This window comes from Lacibacter sp. H407, from assembly GCF_037892605.1.
Classification (GTDB): domain Bacteria; phylum Bacteroidota; class Bacteroidia; order Chitinophagales; family Chitinophagaceae; genus Lacibacter.
Genome location: NZ_JBBKTU010000001.1, coordinates 3,298,547 through 3,320,597, shown reverse-complemented (window position 1 = coordinate 3,320,597; position 22,051 = coordinate 3,298,547). Strand labels below are relative to the sequence as shown.

Sequence of the window (22,051 nt, the reverse complement as noted above, 5' to 3'; positions counted from 1 at the left end):
AGGATTTTCAAAAAGGAAAGATAACTGTTTTTGCAACATCTAAAGCAGTGGATCCGCTGCATTACCATGTAGTGAAAGCATTACATAAGCGGTTAAAATCATCGTTCAACACAGGCAACTATTTTGAGCGCTACTTCGTACATTCACAGAACAACTATAAACATGAAGCTGTCGACATTCATTCTTTTGCTGCCTGTGCTTGTAACACTGAATTTTACCGCTGTTGCACAAAAGCAAAAAAACAATCCCGTTACACAGCGTACCAGCGACTTTCACCGTTGCGGTTCGCAAACGGTGCTGGATGAAGCCATCAAGAAAAATCCAGGCCTGCGGAATGAAATGACTGCCAAGAGGCAACAGCGCATCAACATCAATCAACGTCCTTCTCAAATACTCGGCACCAACGCCATCATTACCATACCGGTTGTAGTACATGTAATTTTAACCAACCCCTCACTTGTCACTGATGCACAGATCCAATCGCAGATCGATGCATTGAATGCAGATTATGGCGGACTGAATGCAGACTCAACACGCATCCCTGCTGCGTTTAAAGCAAGATATGGAAAAGGCAATCTTCGTTTTTGTCTGGCCCGTCGTGATCCGCAAGGCGAAGGCAGTAATGGCATTGTGCGTGTATCCTCCACCGTTATTTCCGAACCGGGTCTTGCCGATCCGGTAAAATTTTCCTGTGATGGCGGAAGTGATGCATGGGACCCCGGCAAATATCTCAACATCTGGGTTTGCCAAATGCCCAATAACTTTTTAGGCTATTCGTATTATGCATCGTTTCCACTCACTTCTGTTCCGTTGAATGAGCGTGGTTTTGTTACCAACTTTCGTGCGTTTGGTATTGGTGGTACAGCACAGGCTCCGTACAATCTTGGTCGTACGGCCACACATGAGATCGGTCATTTTTTTGATCTCGATCATATCTGGGGGCCCAACAACGATGAAGGCACACAAACATGTACCGATGACGATGGTATTGCTGATACACCTTTGCAATTGGGAGCCACTTATGGAGCACCGGCTGCAGACAGTATAATTATCGATGACTGTGCACCCAATCCGCCCGGTATTATGTGGATGAACTTCATGGATTATGTTGATGACCGTGCCATGGTAATGTACACACCACAGCAACAAACATTAATGGAAGCAACATTGGCAACGGTCGATTGGATGCAGGGGCTTGCCGCTTCCAATGGTTGCACACCTGTTCCGGCAGTAAGCAGAGATGCACGCTTTGTACAATTTGTCGATCCGTCGTTAGGTGCCTGTACCAATGGAAACAATATTATTTATACCTGCAGTACCAATTACCGGCCGGTTGTAGCTATTCGAAATGCCGGCTCTGCTGCTATCACCTCACTCACTATCAACGCACGGTTTGGCACAGGCCCAATTACAGTTACCAACTGGACAGGTAACCTGGCACCACTTGCATCCATCAACATCACATTGAATGCAATGACGTTGAACGCCGGCACCAATGCCAATCTGATTGTATATACGTCGAACCCGAATGGCAGCGTTGATCAACGTTTGTCAAACGATACGGGCCGCATTGATGGTGTTGCATTCCCGGTAGCTGCATTGCCATATACAGAGGGGTTTGAATCAACTACCTTCCCTCCTTCACTGTGGCAACGCATCAACCCCGATGCAGATATTACATGGGAACGTTCAACATCGGCTGCTAAAACAGGCAATGCTTCGATGTACATCAACAACTTCGATTATGATGCAAGTGGCCTTGAAGATTTTATGTATTCGCCATTGGTGGAAGTAAGGGGTAAAGATTCTGCATTTCTTACATTCCAGATCGCAGCGGCTATGTTTAGTGATCCATTTGATGTGGGCATACCGATTGATACACTTGAAATTTTGATCACCGATAATTGCGGACAAACTTTTCGCTCTGTTTATAAAAAATGGGGGCGTGATCTGATCACTACCGGTAATGTAGCTACGGAAACACCGTTTACACCCACTGCCACACAATGGCGGAGAGACAGTGTGTTCCTTGGCGATTTTACCGCTGCTACCCAACAATATATCCAGGTGGTTTTCCGCAATGCCACCAATTGGGAAAACAATATTTATATCGATGATATCAACATCAAAGTGAAAGATGTGAACCCGAACCTGCGGCGCAAAGGTGTAATGATCACACCCAATCCGTTCAGCCGGAAATTTGCATTACAGTATTTTGATCCGCCAAATAATATCGAATACATCAATGTGTACAATCAGGCAGGGCAACTGGTATGGCAAAAACGCATTGCACTTGGGCAAGGCGGCACCATTCCAACACCGGGATACCAGGAAATTGACCTCGGCAATATGGGCAGCGGCATGTACATTGTGCAGATCGTTTATCGCTCACGGGCCACCGATACCTTCCGGGTGATCAAGGTCAATAATTAAACTGTTCGATAGCAGATAACTCCTTTCGTTTTGAAACCGATCGCAGCGTAACTTTGCAAAAAGTTGCGCTGTTTTATTTTAGATGGTTATGTTGGTCAGGCGACCAACGAAGGCAATAAGCTGTTTTGTTGGTCAGGCGACCAACAAAAGCGAAAGCGACCAACAACGGCAGCAACACAAAACACAGAAAGATCATGCAAACAGGAATTGAAGCAATATTGAAAGGTAACCGCATCAGTACAGAGCTGCAACAGATAGCCGATAAAATTTATAACGAACAACGCATCAGTGAAGAAGATGCAGTGTTGTTATTCGAAAAAGCAAGTCTCCCCTTTTTAGGTGCGTTGGCAAATTTTGTACGGGAACGCATGCATGGCGATACCACTTACTTCAATCGCAATTTTCATATTGAACCTACCAATGTATGTGTGTTCAGTTGTAATTTCTGTTCGTATTCCAAACTGTATGCAAAGCGTGATGAAGGTTGGGAACTGAGTATTGACCAGATGTTGCACATGGTAAAAAAGTATGATGGTGTTCCGGTAACAGAAGTTCATATTGTGGGTGGCGTACATCCGAAAATGGATCTGCAGTTTTTTGCTGATCTGTTGAAAGCAATTAAAGATCATCGTCCTGATCTGCACATCAAAGCGTTTACTGCTGTTGAATACGATTATATGTTCCGTAAAGCAAAAGTGAGTGCAGAAGAAGGATTGAAAATATTGATCAGTCATGGTTTGGATTCAATACCCGGTGGTGGTGCTGAAATTTTCCATCCGGAGATACGTGAAAAAATTTGTGCCGATAAAGTGGATGGAGATGGTTGGTTGAATATTCATGCCACTGCACACAAACTTGGTTTGCACAGCAATGCCACCATGTTGTACGGACATATTGAACAATACTGGCATCGGGTGGATCACATGAGCCGCTTACGAAACCTGCAGGATGAAACAAAGGGCTTTCAAACATTCATTCCGTTGAAGTTCCGCAACCAGGATAACGACATGAGTAATGTTGCTGAAAGCACCGTTGTGGAAGACATGAAAATGTATGCCATTGCCCGTTTGTTCTTAGATAACTTCCCACATATTAAAGCATATTGGCCCATGCTCGGCCGCCACAATGCACAAATGACCTTAAGCTTTGGTGTGAATGATATTGATGGCACCATTGATGATACAACGAAAATTTACAGCATGGCCGGTAGTGAAGAACAAACCCCTACCATGACCACCGAACAATTGGTTGCTCTCATTAAACAGGTAAACCGCAAACCAGTTGAGCGTGATACCTTGTACAATGTGGTGAAAGATTACAGCGAAGTAACGGTTGCAGAAGAAGCAGGATTTTCAAGTAATTAAAGAATTAAAAAGGCAAATACAGAAGGACTTCTTTTTTAAGAAGTCCTTTTTTTATATTGCGCCATGTAATTCGCTTGTGCGAACCTTTTGAGCGGTAAGCCAATTGCCCTTGATACACTTCCACAGCAAGCATTTCGAACCCACCGTTTTGTGTTAGCAGGTATAATTCCCGCCAATTGCTGAAAGCAATATTGTAAACGGGATTATAGTATGTTAATTTTATTACTTGTTGAATTTTCATATGATTATCAGCTATTTTTTAACCAAGAAGGTACGTATATTTATGTGTTAGTGGCAAGGCTACGACGACAAACACAATGAAAAACATACTGACAATTTTAATCGGACTTTTATCTGTTCTGACCACATTCGGACAAGACAAAAAATGTTGCGACACATATGTTTACGAAGGCTATATTCTGACAGACCAAAATAAGAAACTCGAAATTAACCTCAATTTTTTAGTTCTTCTTGACTCTACAATGGTCGGTTCATATTATTATGACCCAAATTGGGGTTCATTGAAGTTGGTCGGGAAACTAAACCCTGATTTTACTTTCTATTTGGTAGAGCGTGACAAAACAGACAGTATAACAGGCTTCTTTGAAGGAAACCTAAATACAGACTACAAATTAGCAACAGGAAAATGGACAGACGGAAAAAAACAAAAAGTTTACGATTTTGAAATTAGGCAAGTAATTGGAAAATCTTATTGGGACTACATAAAGAAAAATCGAGCTTTATATGAATACAAAAACATTAAGCAAGCAATTCGACAAAAACATAAAGTTTTAAGTATTGACATAGCAAGTCAAGGACTAAGAAAATTACCTAATAAACTATCTCGACTTGACAAAATCGTTTCAATAAATTTATTGGGTAATCAATTTGAAACATTTCCGACAATTTTATGCAAACTAACAACTCTTGACGAAATTTCATTAAGTTCAAATAAATTGACAAGTGTTGGTGCGGAAATTGGACAACTCAAAAACTTGCGAATTCTAATAATGAACAACAATCAACTAATAGAACTTCCAAAAGAAATCGGAGAATTGACAAACCTTTTGTATTTGGAAATTGGAAACAATAAATTGACGACTTTACCCGAAGAAATTAAGTATTTAACAAGCCTGCAAGAACTTCACATAGAACGAAATAACTTGAGCGAAACGGAAAAACAAAGAATTAAAAAACTATTGCCGAAATGTATAATTCACTTTTGACAGAAAGAAGCCCTGCCACTAACTTCGTATTGGCAATAGTGGGGCTGACAGTTGAAAACTCAACATTAGTAATTCTATCGGGCATTTGTGCAAATGTTGAGCTGACGTTTTTCAAATTCCCCACCATCGCCAATACGTAAACCGTTATGTGCCATGCTGCCCAACAGTTTAACCAGCGTTGGGGCGACAGTAAAAATGTTCTTTATCATTTAGGTTTGACTTGAACCAAAGCCCACATCAGCTTGACGTTCTTTATTCAACTTTTTTCCCAAGTTTTGTTCTTTAGTTTTTCAATTTAGCATTTGTAATAGGTGGACTTTTGCTCAAGTCATAAGTAAGTGGACACAGTACACGGTTGACAATCACCGCAACCTTGACAAAAACTATTGAGCAGCACGACACATAACTCTGACAAAAACTTTTTATGAAAAAATACATTTACCTTTTTTCTGTACTGCCAATTATTGCCTGCTTTATAAGTTGTAAATCTTTTAAGCACGGCTATACGTGGAGTAAAGCAGAAAACTCATACAATTTAGTAACAGGTGACAAAAGTAACTTCGGTGACAAAAGACTTCATTACAATAAAGGCTTTCATAGAAATTCAGCCTTATCAAACTTTCTTGACTGCAAATGCAGTGACAGAGGACAACCAAGCTTTATTTATGAATATATGTCAGATACAAAATGTAGAGGCATCAAACTCTTTTATCCAAAACTTGACTCTGTTTTTATTTTTGAAGAACCAAAAAAGGGAAGACTGAATTCCATACTAAAAGAAGCAAGAAAAATGGACGATTATGAACGACAAATCTTTGAAAGATTAAAAACCGGTAAATTATAAAACAGAAAAGTACGGCACATAACATTGGGTTTTATGCAAGTTGGGCATGACCAGCAAACATCAGCCAATTGCAAATCCAAGCTTTGGTTCGGACTGGACAAACAAGTCTCAACTTTAGTTCTTAAATTCAACTTTATATTTTCAATCAGCAGTGGTTGTCGGCAGACGAATAACAATTCCCAACCTGCATAAAGCCCTGCTCGTTGTACGTCACCTTAAACCGACATTCCGTTTATGACAGAGACAAAGGACTTGACATATATTTCTAAACAAAAACTACTTTCAATAGCATTGCCTTGTTTGCTTGGTTGGACATTTTCCTACTTGGCGACAAATGTTTTTAGAGATTACGGGTTTGGACTTTTTATTTGGCTTCCGTTAGTTTTAGGTGCGACATCAACTTTAATTCTTGCATACAAAAGTTCAGTTCCGAGACAAAAACTTCGTAACAATGCTTACTTGACACTTTTAATATTTTGCATTGGACTTTTAGCATTTGCTTGGGAAGGAATTATTTGTTTGATTATGGCTACACCAATCGGTTTTGTATTTACTTATTTCGGTTTTTTAATTGGGTTTCATTTTTCAAAAAGTAATTTAAAAGGACAGACACCAACTGCAATTATTTTGTTGGTATTATCTGCACCATCATTAATGGCTTTTGAGGACACTTTAAACGAGACAGACAATTTGCGTTCGGTTGTAACAACTATTGAAATCAATGCGACACCTGAAAAGGTTTGGAAAAACGTAGTTTCATTTCCACAACTTAAAGAACCAACGGAATTTATTTTTAAAACAGGAATTGCCTACCCTATCAATGCAACCATTAAAGGACAGGGCGTTGGAGCTGTTAGACATTGTAATTTTTCAACAGGAAGTTTTGTAGAACCAATTACAGTTTGGGACGAACCAAGACTATTAAAGTTTTCAGTTGACGAACAACCAGAGCCAATGAAAGAAATTAGTATTTACGACATTCATCCAAACCATCTTCACGGTTATTGGGTTTCTAAGCAAGGACAATTTAAACTAACAGCTTTACCAAACGGACACACATTGCTTGAAGGAACAACTTGGTATGTAAACAAAATCAAACCTGCTTTTTATTGGACACTTTGGAGCGACAATATTGTTCACAAAATTCATAAGCGAGTATTAGAACACATTAAGACACAAGCAGAACTTTGATAACAAGGCGAACGTACAACAGGCGGTTTGGCAATATGGCGGGGCGACGAAATATTCTCAACTTTTTATTCGCTATTCGGCTTCAGTTCCAGCCGACGAATAACGCCGAGCAATTGAATAAACAATGAACTTTTAGTTATAAATTTAGCAGCGGTTATGGGCTGACGATTTTCAAATACCGCCACATCGCCAAGCCGTAGCCGTTGTGCGTAATATTTTATGAACTATAATCTACTATTTGAAACAAGTACGGGAGGTTTCAACTTAATGAAACTTGACGAAAGGAAACTGCCTATCGTACTTGCGTATTATGAAAACGGCGATGATAAGTTTACAATTTCTGGTCAGACTTATCACGGAAAAAATTTACAAAATTTTAAAATATTTTCTAACGACAAGGAAGTTGACTTAAATGAATTTGAAAAACATTGTAGACAACAATATCTGATTCGGAAAAATATTATTGGATTTTATTACCCTGAGGAAGCTCTCGTTTTACTTGGCAAAGACAAAACAGAAGATTTTATTGGTGATTATCCTTTTGGACATAAAAAGCAACTTTTAAACACCAAGTACAACAAAGATTTATTTGTAAACTTAAAAAGAATAGAGGAACTTAAAAATCTGCCAAACAACAAGTTCGACTTTTCAAGATTGGTAAGACTATGTGAAGAAATTAATGACACATATAGTAGAGGAAACTTTCTATCTGTTGGTATGATTGGACGAACGATATTGCATCACATACCACCAATATTTAATCTTTCAAGTTTTGACGAAGTTGCAAATAATTATGGTGGACCTAAAGAAAATAAAAGTTTCAAGAAGAATATGACGCATTTAAATGAGTCTCTCAAAAACATTGCAGACGGTTTCCTTCACACACAAATAAGAAAGGCTGAAATATTACCAAATGAGACACAAGTTGACTTTCGACAAGATTTAGATTCTTTATTAGGTGAGATTGTTAGAATTTCAAAGTAATACTACGCACAACAAAAGGTTTGGCAATATTGGGGCTTGACTGAACGCAGCATCAGCCTTTGTAATTCTATTTTCCTTTCGTCACGGGCTCGACAGAACTCGCCTCAACATTTGTAAACACTATAAACAACAGTAACTATATTTGGCTTCAGTTCAGGCGTGACGAAACGCAAATGCCCCAACATCGCCAAGCCCTGAACGTTAGCCGCAATGACATGAGACTCACTAAAACCATATTTGCTCTTGTTTTTTTTATCACTACCGAGACTGTTTGGGGACAAGAAAGTTCTACAGTAACTGGCTATGTACTCTTTTCTCCTTGGAGGACACATCAATCTTTTGATTTATTTTTTTCTGCAGAAATCGACTCGACAAAGGACTTAAAACATAATCTCCAACATGCGAGACTTGACACTGCAGGACAATTTTCGCAGGCAGCATTGTTTTGGGATTTGTTGAAGATTGCCACACCGGATACGATAAAGAACGAAGCATTGGACGCATCAATTGCAGACTATCTCGAATATTGTATCGTATTTCCTGTAGTACTAACGATTGACCGTAAAGCGACCGAACTGCTTTATAAACATGTTTCAAATGAGCTGACATCATGGCCGGTGACGTTTTACGGAAAGGAACTTTTTACACTTTACAATAGCAGACCAAGAATATATACGAACATCAGAGTTATTAAATTACCAAAGCAAAGCGGCTAACATCGGCTTGCCGCAATTTGACCTCAGCAGAACTTGTGACAAGAAAAAAAGTTTGACAAAATCATAGCTTAATTTTAGCCACATTCACCCCAATATTTAGACTATGCTCATTCGAAATTTCCCAGTACTTCTAGCACTCATTGTCTTATACTCTTGTGCAGACGACAACCACATGACTGAAACTGGTCGAATCAATGAAGAAACAGTTAATCAACCAGCGACGACTGATAAGGTCGAAGTTGACTTCAATTTATTTATTGACAATTTTAGTAAGGGCACAGCATTTCAACGTAGCAGAACACTATTTCCTTTAAAAATCAAACAGTATGACCTTGAAAACGATAAGGATACTATACTTTATAAGCATCGTTCTGACTTTGAGATGATGGATTTTCGAAAAAACAAATCTGTTAGTAATAGTGACAAATGGACACAGAAGATTATTTTAGACAAAAGCCAGAAAGCAGTGGTAATTCAAATACGTGGAATTGACAATGGGATTATAGTTGACTATCTTTTTGAGAAAAGAAATGGCAAATGGCTTTTTGTCGCTGTTGAGGATAGTTCGACCTAAAAAAGCGGCTAACAATCGGTTTGCTGCTATGCTGGCTGACGTAGTAACAATCGGCTGTAAATCGCTATCAGCTTTGGTTTCGGCTTAATGTTCAATTTTCATCTTAAGTTCATGACTTCAACTTCACTTTTTCAAATCGGCTGCGGTACCGGGCTGGATAATCAATGAATTCCAGCACAGCAGCAAGCCGTCAACGTTAGCGGCAATTAATAGCCGGCTTTCAATTTTTATTATCCATGAGAAAATTAATCTTTACACCAATCTCAATTTTACTAGCAATTCTTTTTGCCCTTTCCATTGTTGTGACTATTAATGGTTTGTTTATCGATAATCAAGGAGGTAATTCATTAGGAGGCCTTATTGCTTTGATATTTGCAATTTGCATTTTAGTCGCTTTACTAATTGAACAAAATGTTATCAAAAATCTGAAACCAAAGATGAAAACAGTGTGGATTTGGGAATCCTTGGTAATATTTGTGTTGGTAATTATTTGGGCTATTAACGGGTTTGAACTCAGTATTGGTTAATACGATTGAATATAGTTAATCATCAGCCTTTGCCGCTGTTGGTATCCCAGCGAATTAAATGCACCATAGCCGTTGTTGTGTGTTTTTCACCAACAACGAAATCAAGGATTTACTGCTGAAACTTCACTTCTATGTTTCTCCTTTTTTATCGCCGATCATCGAAACAGACGCTCAATAAAAAAGGCGAGTCTCTTTTCAAAGACCCGCCTGCAAAGAAGCAATTGATTCATTCCGTTAAACTCAAGGTTTCACCCTTGCCAGCTTCATCTCTCCTCTTGTACTTTTCAGCACAATTTCATTCTCACTCACCAACTCGCCGGTATTTTCAATTTTCATTTCGTTGAACGAAACAGAAAACGAAAATTTCTTGCCGTCCACTTTTCCTTCTTCCAGTTCACGTTCGCCAAACTGTGTTTTCCAGGTACCTTTTAATACATTTCCTTCCACTTTAAAGCTGTAGGTAATTTCAATAACACCGTTGGGTGTTTCACGGCTTCCTTTCCAGTTACCATCAATTCCGGTTTGTGCAAAGCTGGCGGTAACGCATCCCACAATCAATAAGAGGCTGAATAAAATTTTCATGACAAGTTGTTTTAATGTTTAAAGAAGTATTGAAAATTACCATCTAGAGACGACATTCAAAGCCGCAACTTGCAGAATTTAAAAACTTCTTTTTTGCTTTGCTTTGTTGCATCAAAAATTACAGCAAAATCAATGCAACTTTTTGTGCAACATCCGGTTGTGGTAACATATTGGCGAACAAGCCGCAACTGCGATACAATCTTCCGGTTTTCATTTGCCATGCAAATTTTTGCTCCACCTTGACATCGCCTGCAGGATTGCGTATCTTCTGCATCCTAAAACAACAGGTCATGAAAAAGTTACTGATGCTTCTGCTGCTGTGTATCGCCACAGCTCAACTGTGTGCTCAAAACAAACCCTACAACGTAGTTTTTGATATCACCACGGCTGATGCGGATGTACATGCAAGGGTTGTACGTTGGATCAATGCAATAACAGAAGCTGATCCCGATGCAAAAGTAGTGGTGGTATTTTACGGCAAATCGCTGAGCATGGTCACCAAAGAAAAATCATCAGTGGCCGATGGTTTGCAAAAGATCATCGCAGAAAAAAAAGCAACCTTCAGTGTTTGTGAAGTAGCGATGAAAGTACACAACATCAACAAAGCGGATCTGCTGCCCGGTGTACAAACCGTTCCCGATGGTATTTATGAACTCGTGAAGAAGCAGGCAGAAGGTTATGGCTATATTAAAGTGGTGAACTGACAGTCTTCGTTAAACTTCGTACAGATTTATTGAACTGCTGAACAACCCCGGCGGCTTATCAGCGAACTGTCGTATAATTCGGGCAGGGATAAAGTTTGGAGATATCACATGTGGCGGATAATTTAGCGTAGTGCATCAACTTCAAACCACAACAGAAAAATGAACGACGAATTACAAATAAATACCTTGCCGCTCTTTCCGTTACTGGATAAAAAGCTGATGGAACTGTTACGCTCTCTTACAGCAGAAGAATGGAACGCTCCAACAGTTGCCAAACTTTGGAAGGTAAAAGATGTTGCATCTCATTTACTGGATGGAAACCTCCGGGCATTGTCAACATCAAGAGATGGTTATTTCGGAGAAAAAGCAGAAAACATTCATTCGTATCAAGACCTGATAGATTTTCTGAATCAGCTAAACCTTTCCTGGACCACTGCAACAAAACGATTAAGTCCGCAACTGTTAATTCAACTGTTGGAAACAACCGGACAGGAATATTATGAACACCTTCAAACATTAGATCCACTTGGTAAAGCAGTGTTTTCTGTTGCATGGGCCGGTGAAGAAACATCACAAAACTGGTTTCACATTGCAAGAGAATACACCGAAAAATTTTTACACCAGCAACAAATCAGAGATGCGGTTGGGAAACAGGGAATCATGACGAAAGAATTTTATCATCCCTTCCTTGATGTTTTTATGCGTGCACTTCCGCATACATTCCGTGATGTACATGCAGCATTTGGAACAGTTGTATCAATTGAAGTGCTCACAGATATTGGCGGACAATGGAATATTGTAAAAACAGAAAACGGCTGGCTGTTGAATAAAAAAATCAATCTTGAGCCGGATGCACATGTAGCGATCGATCCCGATACTGCATGGAAATTATTTTCGAAAAGCTGGAAACCCGAACAGGTAGTTGATAAAGTTGAAATGAAAGGAAACAAACCATTGGCTGAACAGGCGTTGAAGATGGTGGCGGTGATGGCGTAAACAAATTGTACAACAACAGGAATAACTTTTTTTTTAAAACTTACCACAACCGGAGTATGTTTAAATCAAAAAAATCTCATCTGATCTTTAGCATTTTTATGCTGGCACTTGTAATCTATTTAATTGTTGATGTTGCCATGAATTGGAATGAACTGACACAAACAGACCGCATGCGTTTATTCACACGCATTCTTTTAAGTATCCTTTTCAGCATCAATTCCATTAACTATTTCCTTAAATGGCGCAACCATGGAAAACCGAAAGCAGAAGAGGAATAACATCAACCATATTTTTTAGAATATTCAAACATCAAACGTTTGCATAATTGCACGACGCTTCAACATAGTACAGAAAGTTTATTTTCACAGTAATCGTTGGAAGTACACCTTGCCTAAACCACGATTGTTATGCAAACAAACAAATTATTGCTCTGGTCGCTTACGGTTGCGTTGAGCGGTTTCTTATTTGGGTTAGATGTAGCTGTTATTTCCGGTGCTGAACAAAAAATTCAGCAGCTATGGCAACTCAGCGATGCCATGCATGGGTTGGCCATTGCCACTGCCTTGTACGGAACTGTCATCGGCGCTTTGTTCGGCGGTATGATTGCCGATAAATTCGGTCGTAAACGCTCCCTGTTCTGGATCGGATTGCTGTTTCTTGTATCATCGCTTGGTTCGGCTATGGCGCAGGATGTATATGTGTTCATGCTCTTTCGTGTACTTGGTGGTTTCAGCATTGGTGCATCATCGGTTGTATCGCCGTTATACATTTCAGAAATTGCGCCGCCAAAGAAAAGAGGTTTTTTAGTTGCGCTGTTTCAATTCAACATTGTGTTTGGTATTCTCATTGCGTATGTATCAAATTATTTGTTGGGTGCCACTGGTGAAGATGACTGGCGATGGATGCTGGGCATTGTAGCCATCCCTTCACTCATCTTTACAATACTTACATTATTGATTTCTGAAAGCCCACGTTGGCTGGTATTGCACAAAGGCGATCATACAAAAGCAAAGGATGTATTAGATCTAATTGATCCATCAACTGCAGAGCAAACATTACAAGCCATCATTGAATCAAAACACAGCGAACGAAAAACAAAAACAAATTTCTTTTCCAAACAATTCCGCTGGCCCATCTTACTTGCGTTTCTGTTGGCATTCTTCAATCAGGCATCGGGTATCAACGCTATTATTTATTATGCACCACGTGTATTTGAAATGACCGGGCTGGGCACATCATCTGCACTGCTTTCATCAACCGGTATTGGTTTGGTGAATTTAATTTTCACCATGATCGGTCTTTCACTCATTGATCGCTTTGGAAGAAAAATGCTGATGTACATCGGCTCTGTTGGTTACATTATTTCATTAGGATTAATGGCGTATGCATTTTACACCGATCAGTACACCGGTATGCAATTTTTTGTGTTCATGTTCATTGCGGCGCATGCTGTGGGGCAAGGTGCGGTGATCTGGGTATTTATTTCAGAAATATTTCCCAATGAAGTGCGGGCAAGCGGCCAATCGTTCGGCAGTCTTACACATTGGGTGTTTGCAGCCATTATTGCAAATGCCTTCCCCTGGTTTGCAGGGAAATATGGTGGCGCTCCTATTTTTCTTTTCTTTTGTGTGATGATGGTTTTGCAATTGCTGTATGTACGTTTTCTGATGCCTGAAACAAAAGGCGTTGCCTTGGAGGATATGGAGACAAGAATTATTCATTAGTAATAAATCTAATCAAAACAGAATTGCGTAAATTGTTGAATTATTAGCCATGAAAACATCGGTACCAGCTAAACAGTGTTAGCAAAAACGTATTTACCGGACCCCGTGCAGTACTGATAACGTTTTAACTATGACAGCTTTAACCAAACACAACAAACCCGTTACACTACGGCAACTCAACAGCAATGATCTTGAACAGTTGCTGCTGTATCTTCAACAATTAAGCCCGGCAACAGTCAGGCGCTTTCAGCCACATCCTTATAATACAGAAGAAGTAACGAGCTTTCACCATCATCACGAACATGAAGCATGGGTTGCCGTTGACCCTTCCTCTGAAACAATTGTTGCTTATACGGTGTTGAAAAAAGGTTACCTCCATCATGATTATCCACGTTTGCAACAATACGGAGTAGACATTTTGTATGATGATTGTTATACCATCGCACCTTCTGTTACCGACGAATGGCAGAGTGCAGGTGTTGGTCAACTCTTGTTCAATTATGTAGTGGATGAAATGAAAAACAGGCAAGTAAAACAACTCATTCTTTGGGGCGGTGTGCAAACCGACAACACCAAAGCTGTTCGCTTTTACCATAAGAACGGCTTTCGCTCACTCGGGCATTTTCAATACAATGGGTTGAACGAAGACATGATACTGCCGCTGTGAATTAGTTTCAGGTAATTGAAATTGATTTCTTCCTATTTTCAGTTTTCAAATCACCGCTATTTATGCATGCAGGACGTCAGTATTCGCTGAGAGAATTTTTGAATTGGACACGCAGCGAAATTTACAAACTCTTTTTGATTGCCGCTATACCTACTGCTCTCTATCAATTTCTCGATTGGCATTGGCTTGCCATACCATGGGTGCCTATTGCCATGATCGGTACAGCGGCTGCTTTTATTGCCGGTTTCCGCAATACACAAACCTACAGCCGTGTGTGGGAAGCACGACAGATCTACGGTTCCATTGTAAACCAAAGCCGTGCATGGGGTATGATGGTGAAAGATCTTGTAACCGATGAAACGGCACATCGATCACTTATTTATCGCCACATTGCATGGCTTACTGCCTTGCGTTTTCAATTGCGTGAAACAAGAATTTGGGAAAACACACAAAAACGATACAACATTGAATACAAACGTTTTTATGTGGTACCCGAATGGCAAAGCAAACTGGAAGATGAATTGAAACCTTATGTAACGGAAAAGGAAGCCGATTACATTCTGCAGAAAAAAAACCGTGCAACACATCTCATCAAATTACAATCAACTCATTTAAAAACATTACACGCAAACGGACAGCTTGATACACTCTACCATATTGAAATGGAAAACATGCTGGTGAATTTGTATGAGCAACAGGGAAAGTGTGAGCGTATCAAAAACTTTCCTTATCCACGGCAGTTCTCTTCCATCAATTTATTTTTTATCCGTCTGTTCACATTTGTTGTGCCGTTTGGTTTATTGAATGAATTTCAGAAGCTGGGCGATGTATATGTTTGGTTGAATATTCCCTTCAGTCTCATTGTTACCTGGGTATTCATGAGCCTGGAGCGTGTGGGCGAAGCCACCGAAAATCCGTTTGAAGGAAGTGCCAACGATGTACCCATTACAGCGCTGAGCCGCACCATTGAAATTGATCTGCGGGAAATGCTGGATGAGACAGAACTCCCCGCTCCTGTTACACCGGTAAATAACATTTTGATGTAAGTAGATTTGCTGCGTTGTTTTTCACAGAAATTGTTAAGCTTTCCACATTCAGAAAAAAGATGCAATAACTTATTTTGTTGCATCGTTTTTGCTGATAGATAATCCCCAAAATTCTGCTGCTGTAAATCATTGTTTCAACTGTACCACCGGTTAAAACCCATTATGCTATGAAGTATGTTTCAACAGCACAGATCGTATTGTGCTTATTTGTTGTATCCTGTTCAACCAATGTTACGCCCGGCTCTGCAGACAATACTGCGGCCAATAAAACCGTGACAAAAAAAACAAGTACCAATTCAACAACAGTTCGTACAACAGGCATCCGTACCATGCAGAAATATTTCAGGCCCGCAGGCGCTGTGTCGGGTACTGTACGAATCGTGATCGACAAATCTGATTTCCAGTTACGGGTTTACGACAGTAAAGGATTGCTTGCAACTTATCCGGTTGTATTTGGATTAAAACCGTTGGAAGATAAATTTATGCAGGGCGACCGGCGTACGCCGGAAGGCACATTTAAAATTGTTTACAACAATCAACATAGGTTATGGCGCAAGATGCTGATGCTCGATTATCCTACCAATGAAAGTGCAATGAAATTCAAAGCAAGAAAAAGTAATGGGTTGGTTCCCGCCTCTGCAAGTATTGGCAATGGCATCGGCATACATGGCGTGGAGCCGGGGAACGATTATTTTATTGATCGTTTTTACAACTGGACCAACGGTTGTATTTCATTGAAGAATACACATATTGATGATCTGGCACGGTATGCAAAAGCGGGAACGCCGGTGATGATACAGAAATAAAAACGAATTAATTGATGTTACACAGATCAATATCATCCGTTGATTTGGTGCTGAGAATTACTTTGTTGATAACGCCTTTCATGTTGTAATACACGATCATGATCCCAAAGGCCATTTGGTACGCTTCCCAATTTGCATCTTTTGCTTTTGGATTGCCAAACCTTACAAACAGATCGTCGCTTTTTACACCCAGCACCGGCACGGTAAATTTTCCTTTGAACGCATCGGTGATCACTACATAATCACGCTGCACATAAAAACAAATGCCTTTGTCATCGTAATACACGCCGCCGCCACAGCCCGATTCGTTGCCTTCTTTATCAGCCGATGTAAAACAGGGAAGTTTGGCTTTGATCTGTTCGGGATCAGCATTTGGCTTGGCTTCATTGATCCAGCCTTTGTACACATCCACGGTAATAACGCCACAATCGGGTTTTGTTTTCAATTGAGCGTTAGCGATCATTGTAAAACCTAACATTGCACACAGGAGAAAAGCATATTTCATAGACACTAATTTAGGGAATACTGCAAATCTCCAGTATATGTTTTAATTGAACAAATGAAGCTTGGTTGTATAAGGGTTAATTCGTACTGCAAAGATCAATATCATCCGTCGTTTTTGTGCTGATGATCACTTTGTTTGCAACGCCGGCCGTATTGTAGTACACGATCATAATCCCATAGGCCATTTGATAGGCTTCCCAATTAGCATCTTTCAGTTTAGGGTTACCGAAACGGCTGAACATGCTGGATTTTTTTGCACCTAATACCGGGGCTGTGAATTTGCCTTTGAATGTACTGCTGATCACAATATAATCACGCTGCGTATAAAAGCGGATCCCTTTATTATCATAATATACACCACCGCCGCAGGTAGAAGAAGGCCCTTCTTTTTCGAACGAAGTAAAACAGGGCAGCTTCACTTTTATTTGTTCCGGATCGATATTTGGTTTGGCTTCATTGATCCAGCCTTTGAATACATCAACGGTTAACACGCCACAATCGGGCTTCACTTTTAATTGAGCCGAAACAGCAACAGAGGTTACGAGCAGCAGCATTGAGACGAGTAATTGTTTCATAGAAGATCATTTTAACGATCTGCTGCAAAATCCCTGCTAAAGGCATTTTTTGCGGAAAGAAGTTTTACGGGAAGCAGAAATTTTTATCTTCACGCCATGTTTTTTCTGTTATCGAAGCTCCTCTCTTTTTTACTGTCGCCCTTTAACTGGCTGCTTATTTTTGCACTGATCAGTTTTTTTACGAAAGATCAGCAGCGGAAACGCCGCCGGGTCATTTTTTGTATCAGTTGGTTTCTGTTATTTTCAAATCCATACATTATTCACAAGCTTTCGTTGAACTGGCAGGCAAAACAAAAAGTAATGACCAGCGGAGAACAATACCAGGCAGGAATTTTGCTGGCAGGTTTTGTTTCGTTTGAATTTAAAAGCAAGCAGGGTTTTTATGGCAGTGCAAGCGACAGGTATATACAGGCCATTCGTTTATACAAACTAGGCCACATCAAAAAAATACTTATCAGCGGCGGCAGTGGTAGTGTATTACGCCAGCAATACAAAGAGGCCGACTTTGTAAAAGATGAATTACTGAAAATGGGTGTTGCCAAAGATGATATCCTTAGTGAGAACCAAAGCCGTAATACTTATGAGAATGCATTGTATTCAAAAAAACTGCTTGATTCATTACAACTGAAAGGACCTTACCTGCTTATTACATCAGCCATGCATATGAAACGTTCACAACAGGTGTTTACTAAAGTCGGGTTGAATACGGTTGCTTATCCATGCAACTTTACATCGATCAATAATCCACAGTTATTCTGGGAATCTGTTACACCATCGCATCATGCATTCCAGGGATGGGATAATTATTTGAAAGAAGTGGTGGGGTTGCTGGTGTATAAGATGACGGGGAAAGCTTGAAGCATGTACGAGATTTGATGTACGAAGTACGGAGTTAAAAGGCACTAGCTTCATTAACTTAGAACCTAGGACTTAACACTTACAACTTTCTTACTTCAACCGTATGCATCTCCCCTAACTTAAACAACACTTCTTCTAACCTGTTCTTGGGAATACTGATCTCAACATCACAAAACAAATTCGTTTCTTGTTTTACCACAGTACAGTTGTATTGTTTTACGATCATCATCACATCATTCATACGTGTATAATCAAAATGTAATTGATAATTCACTTCGATTTGTTTTTGAATGATGGGCGTTGTTTGCAGAGCGAGTGATGTAACAGTTTTGTACGCATTGATCAAACCTGGCACGCCTAATAATGTGCCACCAAAGTATCGCACCACTACTACCAGTACATTGCAAAGTTGCTTGCTATCGATCTGTCCAAGAATAGGTCTACCTGCACTTCCCGATGGTTCACCATCATCACTCACACGAAATGTATTTCCGTCAACACCCAAACGATAAGCAAAACAATGATGCACTGCTTTTGGATGTTCTTCTTTCAATAATTTCATCTTTGTTTTAAAATCATCAACAGAAATTAACGGGTAAGCATAGGCCAGAAAACGACTACCCCGGTCTTTAAACTCAGCTACAACAGGTTGGGCAATGGTATAATAAAATTCTTCGTTCATTTAATGTTGTGAATGGTCAATGGTGAATAGTGAGTAAAAAACTAACCGTAAGCGATCAGTGCAATGGCAGCGATTGATATGATTATTCCGATCCAGTTAAGCTTTGTCAATTTTTCTCTGAACATCAGGAATGCTGCCACTGTGCTGAATAAAACGATTCCCATATTATTGATCGGGATGATGGCTGAGCTATTGCCCGCATAGGCTTTCAGCACACCCATAAGACACCAGATGGAAAAGTAATTCGGCACACCAATTACGATACCTGCAACAACAGCTTTTGGTTCAAACTTTAATCGTCCGGTTGCAAACAGGAATACCAAACTGATGATACCAATAGATGCAGCAGCGGCAAATGCACTGATGAGATAAGCATTTTGATTTGTGTCGTTGATATAAGTTGTTTCAACATACTTGATCATGGTATCAAGCAAACCACTGGCGACAAACAAAACAACAGGTAACAGAAAATAAGCTGTCTTTACTACTTTACCCGAAGGTTCAACATGTCCGGGTCCGGGCCAGCAGGTAAGCACAACTGCAATCAGTGCTGCAATTACCCCAACTATTTTAAAAATTGTGGCATCTTCGTTATACAGGTAAATGGAAAAGAGAAAAGGTATTACCAACGATAATTTATTCCCGACTGATGCAACAGCCACACCCATTGTTTGTGCTGTTTTTGCAATGACGTTGAACAACGAAATAAAGATGGTTCCCATGACCATTGCCCATGGAAACCACTCTTCCCCAATTACTTCTTTGTTGATGGGGAATGCGCCGTTTACAAATGAGCCTGTAATAACACAAGTGATATAATTGAAAACTATTGCCTGGAAGGTATTAATGCCAAGCTTTTCAAGTAGTTTAAACGATAACGTTAACCATGAGCTGAATACAATACTTCCAAGCAACAATAAAAGCATATTACAATGAGTGATGAGTAATGAATGATGAGTTTCTGGAGTACACAATTCGATCTATTCCGATGAGTTGTTCACCGGTTTGTACAGCGTTGGTCAATTGTGGTGCAGCTAATCCATCAACAACAGTTAGTTGTTCGTTGGTAATGATTCTTGCTTCATCCCACAAACCGGCTGCAATAAAACTTTTTAGCAGTTGTGCACCACCTTCCACAAGTACACTATTAATGTTGAGTTGATACAATGCATTTAATAAGGCAGGAACAGTTTCAGCATCCGTCGGCAATTGATAGTACCGAACATTGCCTTCTTCACCATCTTTTATCGAATTAAAAATGATAGTTCTTGCCTCATCATTAAAAAGCTTTAACGTGTTGGGCAAACGCAAATGTTTATCCAAAACCAAGCGAACAGGTTGTTTACCGGGCCAGTAACGGCTTGTGAGTTGCGGATCATCAAGCAAGGCGGTATTCGTTCCAACCAGAATAGAAGCTTCTTCACTGCGCCATTGATGTACTAAACGGTTGGTCATTTCATTACTGATCAATAACCGTTCTGATGATTTGGAAGCCATGATTCCATTCTTTGTTTGCGCCCACTTGAGAATGATATAAGGACGTTGCTGCTGGTGAAACGTAAAGAAACGTTTGTTGAGATCAATACATTCATCTTTCAAAACGTCAACGATCACTTCCACTCCTGCTGCTTTCAGTTTTTCAATACCCTTGCCATCTACTTCTTTAAAAGGATCACGACAACCGATCACCACTTTCGGGATCTTGTGTTTGATGATGAGATCGCTGCAAGGCGGTGTTTTGCCAAAATGGGCACAGGGTTCAAGGGAAACATATAAAGTGGAGTGTTGAATTCTTTGATCAGCAGATCCCTCCTTCGTCGGGATGACAGCAGCAACGCAATTCACCTCAGCATGTGCCTGGCCGTACTGTTGATGCCATCCTTCTCCGATGATCTCATCGTTGCATACCAATACCGCCCCCACCATGGGATTGGGTGCAACCGAACCTGCGCCTTTACGGGCAAGTTCGATGCAGCGCTGCATATATTGTTCGTCGGTGGTCATTGTAAGGCTGCAAAAATAGCGGTTTCGGAAGAAGCAGGTAGATTTGCGTATGATCTGGCAGGAACAATATCAACACTTACGGCAAGCATTAACTGCTGCACATGAACCATCTGAAGCAGAAGCTATGGCTGCATTGGTTGTTGAACATGTAGCTAAAAAGAAGTTGCATCACATCAAACAAGAGAACATCTCAGTTGAAGAAACCCAACAGATCGATCGTATTCTGCAGCAACTCCTCACCCATCGTCCGTTACAGTATGTGCTGAATGAAGCATGGTTCTACGGATTGAAATTTGAAGTAAATGAAAGTGTGTTAATTCCAAGACCGGAAACGGAAGAGCTAGTCGATTGGATCGTGAAGGAAGTGGAAAGTGGGAAGAAAAGTACGAAGTACGAAGTTGGAAGTACGGCTTCACTACTCACCACTCACAACTCACCACTAACCATCCTCGACATCGGCACCGGCAGCGGCTGCATCCCCATCGCTCTCAAAAAAAATCTTCCGGAAACCGAAGTATCAGCCATTGATGTTTGCAGTGAAGCCTTGCATACGGCTACAACAAATGCTTTAAACAATGAAACTGAAGTCAACTTTCAATTGCTTGATTTTTTAGATGAAAGCAAATGGAATGAATTAAGCAAGTATGATATCATCGTCAGTAATCCGCCTTACATCAAAACAACAGAAGCAAACACTATGAGTAAACATGTGCTGGAATTTGAACCGCACAAAGCATTGTTTGTTCCTGATGAAGATGCATTGCTGTTCTATCGAAAGATCGCTGATTTTGCATTACAGCATCTCCAACCGAACGGTGCTGTTTATGTTGAGATAAACCAACAATTAGGAAATGAAACCGTTGAATTATTTCAGCAAAAAGGATTTACTGTTGAATTACGGAAAGATATGAGTGGAAATGACAGGATGTTGAAGGCAAGTTTGTAGTTGATGATTTGTATTTTGCCGGCTTCAGTTGAATAATGATCTGTTGTACAAGAGTGCGACGCCAATGCAGTTGCTCAATGTTGAAAAGCCCGTTTCAA

General features: G+C 40.1%; 26 protein-coding genes. 18 read left to right on the top strand and 8 right to left on the bottom strand.

Going from position 1 to position 22,051, the window contains the following annotated elements; all coding sequences use genetic code 11:
* Window positions 1–162 precede the first annotated feature (162 nt).
* Entirely contained in the window at window positions 163–2,433 is a 2,271-nt protein-coding gene (locus WG989_RS14530) for a M43 family zinc metalloprotease (protein WP_340430401.1), read from the top strand.
* 194 nt (window positions 2,434–2,627) lie between these two features.
* Window positions 2,628–3,797 (top strand): aminofutalosine synthase MqnE, encoded by a 1,170-nt coding sequence (gene mqnE / locus WG989_RS14525; RefSeq protein ID WP_340430400.1) that lies wholly within the window; start codon window positions 2,628–2,630, stop codon window positions 3,795–3,797.
* Window positions 3,798–3,801: 4 nt separating this feature from the next.
* Here mqnE and WG989_RS14520 read toward each other — a convergent pair whose 3' ends face one another.
* On the bottom strand, window positions 3,802–4,038 hold the full coding sequence (locus WG989_RS14520; RefSeq protein ID WP_340430398.1) for a hypothetical protein: 237 nt from the start codon (window positions 4,036–4,038) through the stop codon (window positions 3,802–3,804).
* A gap of 76 nt (window positions 4,039–4,114) precedes the next feature.
* Between WG989_RS14520 and WG989_RS14515 the strand changes: the two genes are divergently transcribed.
* The 7 genes from WG989_RS14515 (at window position 4,115) to WG989_RS14485 (ending at window position 9,859) form a co-directional block, all read left to right on the top strand.
* A complete protein-coding gene (locus tag WG989_RS14515) occupies window positions 4,115–5,023 on the top strand; it encodes a leucine-rich repeat domain-containing protein (RefSeq protein ID WP_340430396.1) in 909 nt (302 codons plus the stop codon).
* 424 nt (window positions 5,024–5,447) lie between these two features.
* On the top strand, window positions 5,448–5,867 hold the full coding sequence (locus tag WG989_RS14510; RefSeq protein ID WP_340430393.1) for a hypothetical protein: 420 nt from the start codon (window positions 5,448–5,450) through the stop codon (window positions 5,865–5,867).
* Window positions 5,868–6,101: 234 nt separating this feature from the next.
* Complete coding sequence (locus WG989_RS14505) at window positions 6,102–7,058, top strand: SRPBCC family protein (RefSeq protein ID WP_340430392.1); 957 nt, start codon at window positions 6,102–6,104, stop codon at window positions 7,056–7,058.
* 267 nt (window positions 7,059–7,325) lie between these two features.
* Window positions 7,326–8,042 (top strand): hypothetical protein, encoded by a 717-nt coding sequence (locus WG989_RS14500; RefSeq protein ID WP_340430391.1) that lies wholly within the window; start codon window positions 7,326–7,328, stop codon window positions 8,040–8,042.
* A gap of 215 nt (window positions 8,043–8,257) precedes the next feature.
* Window positions 8,258–8,758 carry a hypothetical protein gene (locus WG989_RS14495; RefSeq protein ID WP_340430390.1) on the top strand — a complete coding sequence of 167 codons (501 nt, stop codon included), beginning with the start codon at window positions 8,258–8,260 and terminating at the stop codon, window positions 8,756–8,758.
* Between the two features lie 172 nt (window positions 8,759–8,930).
* On the top strand, window positions 8,931–9,332 hold the full coding sequence (locus WG989_RS14490) for a DUF4348 domain-containing protein (RefSeq protein WP_340430388.1): 402 nt from the start codon (window positions 8,931–8,933) through the stop codon (window positions 9,330–9,332).
* Window positions 9,333–9,568: 236 nt separating this feature from the next.
* Window positions 9,569–9,859 carry a hypothetical protein gene (locus tag WG989_RS14485; protein WP_340430386.1) on the top strand — a complete coding sequence of 97 codons (291 nt, stop codon included), beginning with the start codon at window positions 9,569–9,571 and terminating at the stop codon, window positions 9,857–9,859.
* Window positions 9,860–10,099: 240 nt separating this feature from the next.
* Here WG989_RS14485 and WG989_RS14480 read toward each other — a convergent pair whose 3' ends face one another.
* Complete coding sequence (locus WG989_RS14480; protein WP_340430384.1) at window positions 10,100–10,441, bottom strand: hypothetical protein; 342 nt, start codon at window positions 10,439–10,441, stop codon at window positions 10,100–10,102.
* A 118-nt stretch (window positions 10,442–10,559) separates the two neighbouring features.
* On the bottom strand, window positions 10,560–10,715 hold the full coding sequence (locus WG989_RS14475; protein ID WP_340430383.1) for a hypothetical protein: 156 nt from the start codon (window positions 10,713–10,715) through the stop codon (window positions 10,560–10,562).
* A gap of 16 nt (window positions 10,716–10,731) precedes the next feature.
* Between WG989_RS14475 and WG989_RS14470 the strand changes: the two genes are divergently transcribed.
* The 7 genes from WG989_RS14470 to WG989_RS14440 all read left to right on the top strand — a co-directional run bounded on the left by WG989_RS14470 (window position 10,732) and on the right by WG989_RS14440 (window position 16,384).
* Window positions 10,732–11,145, top strand: coding sequence for a DsrE family protein (locus WG989_RS14470; RefSeq protein WP_340430381.1), 414 nt, complete (start codon window positions 10,732–10,734; stop codon window positions 11,143–11,145).
* A 159-nt stretch (window positions 11,146–11,304) separates the two neighbouring features.
* On the top strand, window positions 11,305–12,141 hold the full coding sequence (locus tag WG989_RS14465; RefSeq protein WP_340430379.1) for a maleylpyruvate isomerase N-terminal domain-containing protein: 837 nt from the start codon (window positions 11,305–11,307) through the stop codon (window positions 12,139–12,141).
* A 98-nt stretch (window positions 12,142–12,239) separates the two neighbouring features.
* Window positions 12,240–12,419, top strand: coding sequence for a hypothetical protein (locus tag WG989_RS14460; protein ID WP_340430376.1), 180 nt, complete (start codon window positions 12,240–12,242; stop codon window positions 12,417–12,419).
* 129 nt (window positions 12,420–12,548) lie between these two features.
* On the top strand, window positions 12,549–13,865 hold the full coding sequence (locus WG989_RS14455) for a sugar porter family MFS transporter (protein WP_340430374.1): 1,317 nt from the start codon (window positions 12,549–12,551) through the stop codon (window positions 13,863–13,865).
* A 130-nt stretch (window positions 13,866–13,995) separates the two neighbouring features.
* Window positions 13,996–14,532, top strand: coding sequence for a GNAT family N-acetyltransferase (locus WG989_RS14450; RefSeq protein WP_340430372.1), 537 nt, complete (start codon window positions 13,996–13,998; stop codon window positions 14,530–14,532).
* A gap of 62 nt (window positions 14,533–14,594) precedes the next feature.
* Entirely contained in the window at window positions 14,595–15,578 is a 984-nt protein-coding gene (locus WG989_RS14445) for a bestrophin family protein (protein WP_340430370.1), read from the top strand.
* A gap of 167 nt (window positions 15,579–15,745) precedes the next feature.
* Window positions 15,746–16,384 (top strand): L,D-transpeptidase family protein, encoded by a 639-nt coding sequence (locus tag WG989_RS14440; protein WP_340430368.1) that lies wholly within the window; start codon window positions 15,746–15,748, stop codon window positions 16,382–16,384.
* 7 nt (window positions 16,385–16,391) lie between these two features.
* Here the strand turns inward: WG989_RS14440 and WG989_RS14435 are convergent, their stop codons facing one another.
* Window positions 16,392–16,889, bottom strand: coding sequence for a hypothetical protein (locus WG989_RS14435; RefSeq protein WP_340430366.1), 498 nt, complete (start codon window positions 16,887–16,889; stop codon window positions 16,392–16,394).
* 76 nt (window positions 16,890–16,965) lie between these two features.
* Window positions 16,966–17,463, bottom strand: a complete 498-nt coding sequence (locus WG989_RS14430; protein WP_340430363.1) for a hypothetical protein — start codon at window positions 17,461–17,463, stop codon at window positions 16,966–16,968.
* A gap of 96 nt (window positions 17,464–17,559) precedes the next feature.
* On the opposite strand from WG989_RS14430, the gene WG989_RS14425 reads away from it, so the two are divergent.
* Window positions 17,560–18,321, top strand: a complete 762-nt coding sequence (locus tag WG989_RS14425; RefSeq protein WP_340430361.1) for a YdcF family protein — start codon at window positions 17,560–17,562, stop codon at window positions 18,319–18,321.
* Window positions 18,322–18,400: 79 nt separating this feature from the next.
* Here WG989_RS14425 and WG989_RS14420 read toward each other — a convergent pair whose 3' ends face one another.
* Genes WG989_RS14420 through ribD form a run of 3 tightly spaced genes read right to left on the bottom strand, consistent with a single transcriptional unit; the run spans window position 18,401 to window position 21,007 of the window.
* The gene (locus WG989_RS14420; RefSeq protein ID WP_340430359.1) at window positions 18,401–19,003 is read right to left on the bottom strand and encodes an IMPACT family protein; all 603 of its coding nucleotides are present in this window, start codon (window positions 19,001–19,003) and stop codon (window positions 18,401–18,403) included.
* 41 nt (window positions 19,004–19,044) lie between these two features.
* Window positions 19,045–19,929 carry a hypothetical protein gene (locus tag WG989_RS14415; protein ID WP_340430357.1) on the bottom strand — a complete coding sequence of 295 codons (885 nt, stop codon included), beginning with the start codon at window positions 19,927–19,929 and terminating at the stop codon, window positions 19,045–19,047.
* Between the two features lies 1 nt (window position 19,930).
* The gene (ribD, locus tag WG989_RS14410) at window positions 19,931–21,007 is read right to left on the bottom strand and encodes a bifunctional diaminohydroxyphosphoribosylaminopyrimidine deaminase/5-amino-6-(5-phosphoribosylamino)uracil reductase RibD (RefSeq protein ID WP_340430355.1); all 1,077 of its coding nucleotides are present in this window, start codon (window positions 21,005–21,007) and stop codon (window positions 19,931–19,933) included.
* A 49-nt stretch (window positions 21,008–21,056) separates the two neighbouring features.
* On the opposite strand from ribD, the gene prmC reads away from it, so the two are divergent.
* The gene (prmC, locus tag WG989_RS14405; RefSeq protein ID WP_340431702.1) at window positions 21,057–21,953 is read left to right on the top strand and encodes a peptide chain release factor N(5)-glutamine methyltransferase; all 897 of its coding nucleotides are present in this window, start codon (window positions 21,057–21,059) and stop codon (window positions 21,951–21,953) included.
* The last annotated feature ends 98 nt before the right edge of the window (window positions 21,954–22,051 follow it).

Bases quoted from the DNA above. Each gene is read 5' to 3' on its own strand.
- WG989_RS14485 (WP_340430386.1), top strand. From the start codon at position 9,569: ATGAGAAAATTAATCTTTACACCAATCTCAATTTTACTAGCAATTCTT.
- WG989_RS14415 (WP_340430357.1), bottom strand. From the start codon at position 19,929: ATGCTTTTATTGTTGCTTGGAAGTATTGTATTCAGCTCATGGTTAACG.
- WG989_RS14530 (WP_340430401.1), top strand. From the start codon at position 163: ATGAAGCTGTCGACATTCATTCTTTTGCTGCCTGTGCTTGTAACACTG.
- WG989_RS14470 (WP_340430381.1), top strand. From the start codon at position 10,732: ATGAAAAAGTTACTGATGCTTCTGCTGCTGTGTATCGCCACAGCTCAA.
- WG989_RS14475 (WP_340430383.1), bottom strand. From the start codon at position 10,715: ATGCAGAAGATACGCAATCCTGCAGGCGATGTCAAGGTGGAGCAAAAA.
- prmC (WP_340431702.1), top strand. From the start codon at position 21,057: ATGATCTGGCAGGAACAATATCAACACTTACGGCAAGCATTAACTGCT.
- WG989_RS14445 (WP_340430370.1), top strand. From the start codon at position 14,595: ATGCATGCAGGACGTCAGTATTCGCTGAGAGAATTTTTGAATTGGACA.
- WG989_RS14490 (WP_340430388.1), top strand. From the start codon at position 8,931: ATGACTGAAACTGGTCGAATCAATGAAGAAACAGTTAATCAACCAGCG.
- WG989_RS14430 (WP_340430363.1), bottom strand. From the start codon at position 17,463: ATGAAACAATTACTCGTCTCAATGCTGCTGCTCGTAACCTCTGTTGCT.
- WG989_RS14500 (WP_340430391.1), top strand. From the start codon at position 7,326: ATGAAACTTGACGAAAGGAAACTGCCTATCGTACTTGCGTATTATGAA.
- WG989_RS14520 (WP_340430398.1), bottom strand. From the start codon at position 4,038: ATGAAAATTCAACAAGTAATAAAATTAACATACTATAATCCCGTTTAC.
- WG989_RS14460 (WP_340430376.1), top strand. From the start codon at position 12,240: ATGCTGGCACTTGTAATCTATTTAATTGTTGATGTTGCCATGAATTGG.
- WG989_RS14435 (WP_340430366.1), bottom strand. From the start codon at position 16,889: ATGAAATATGCTTTTCTCCTGTGTGCAATGTTAGGTTTTACAATGATC.
- WG989_RS14440 (WP_340430368.1), top strand. From the start codon at position 15,746: ATGAAGTATGTTTCAACAGCACAGATCGTATTGTGCTTATTTGTTGTA.
- WG989_RS14420 (WP_340430359.1), bottom strand. From the start codon at position 19,003: ATGAACGAAGAATTTTATTATACCATTGCCCAACCTGTTGTAGCTGAG.
- WG989_RS14455 (WP_340430374.1), top strand. From the start codon at position 12,549: ATGCAAACAAACAAATTATTGCTCTGGTCGCTTACGGTTGCGTTGAGC.
- WG989_RS14425 (WP_340430361.1), top strand. From the start codon at position 17,560: ATGTTTTTTCTGTTATCGAAGCTCCTCTCTTTTTTACTGTCGCCCTTT.
- WG989_RS14495 (WP_340430390.1), top strand. From the start codon at position 8,258: ATGAGACTCACTAAAACCATATTTGCTCTTGTTTTTTTTATCACTACC.
- ribD (WP_340430355.1), bottom strand. From the start codon at position 21,007: ATGACCACCGACGAACAATATATGCAGCGCTGCATCGAACTTGCCCGT.
- WG989_RS14450 (WP_340430372.1), top strand. From the start codon at position 13,996: ATGACAGCTTTAACCAAACACAACAAACCCGTTACACTACGGCAACTC.
- WG989_RS14505 (WP_340430392.1), top strand. From the start codon at position 6,102: ATGACAGAGACAAAGGACTTGACATATATTTCTAAACAAAAACTACTT.
- mqnE (WP_340430400.1), top strand. From the start codon at position 2,628: ATGCAAACAGGAATTGAAGCAATATTGAAAGGTAACCGCATCAGTACA.
- WG989_RS14515 (WP_340430396.1), top strand. From the start codon at position 4,115: ATGAAAAACATACTGACAATTTTAATCGGACTTTTATCTGTTCTGACC.
- WG989_RS14465 (WP_340430379.1), top strand. From the start codon at position 11,305: ATGAACGACGAATTACAAATAAATACCTTGCCGCTCTTTCCGTTACTG.
- WG989_RS14480 (WP_340430384.1), bottom strand. From the start codon at position 10,441: ATGAAAATTTTATTCAGCCTCTTATTGATTGTGGGATGCGTTACCGCC.
- WG989_RS14510 (WP_340430393.1), top strand. From the start codon at position 5,448: ATGAAAAAATACATTTACCTTTTTTCTGTACTGCCAATTATTGCCTGC.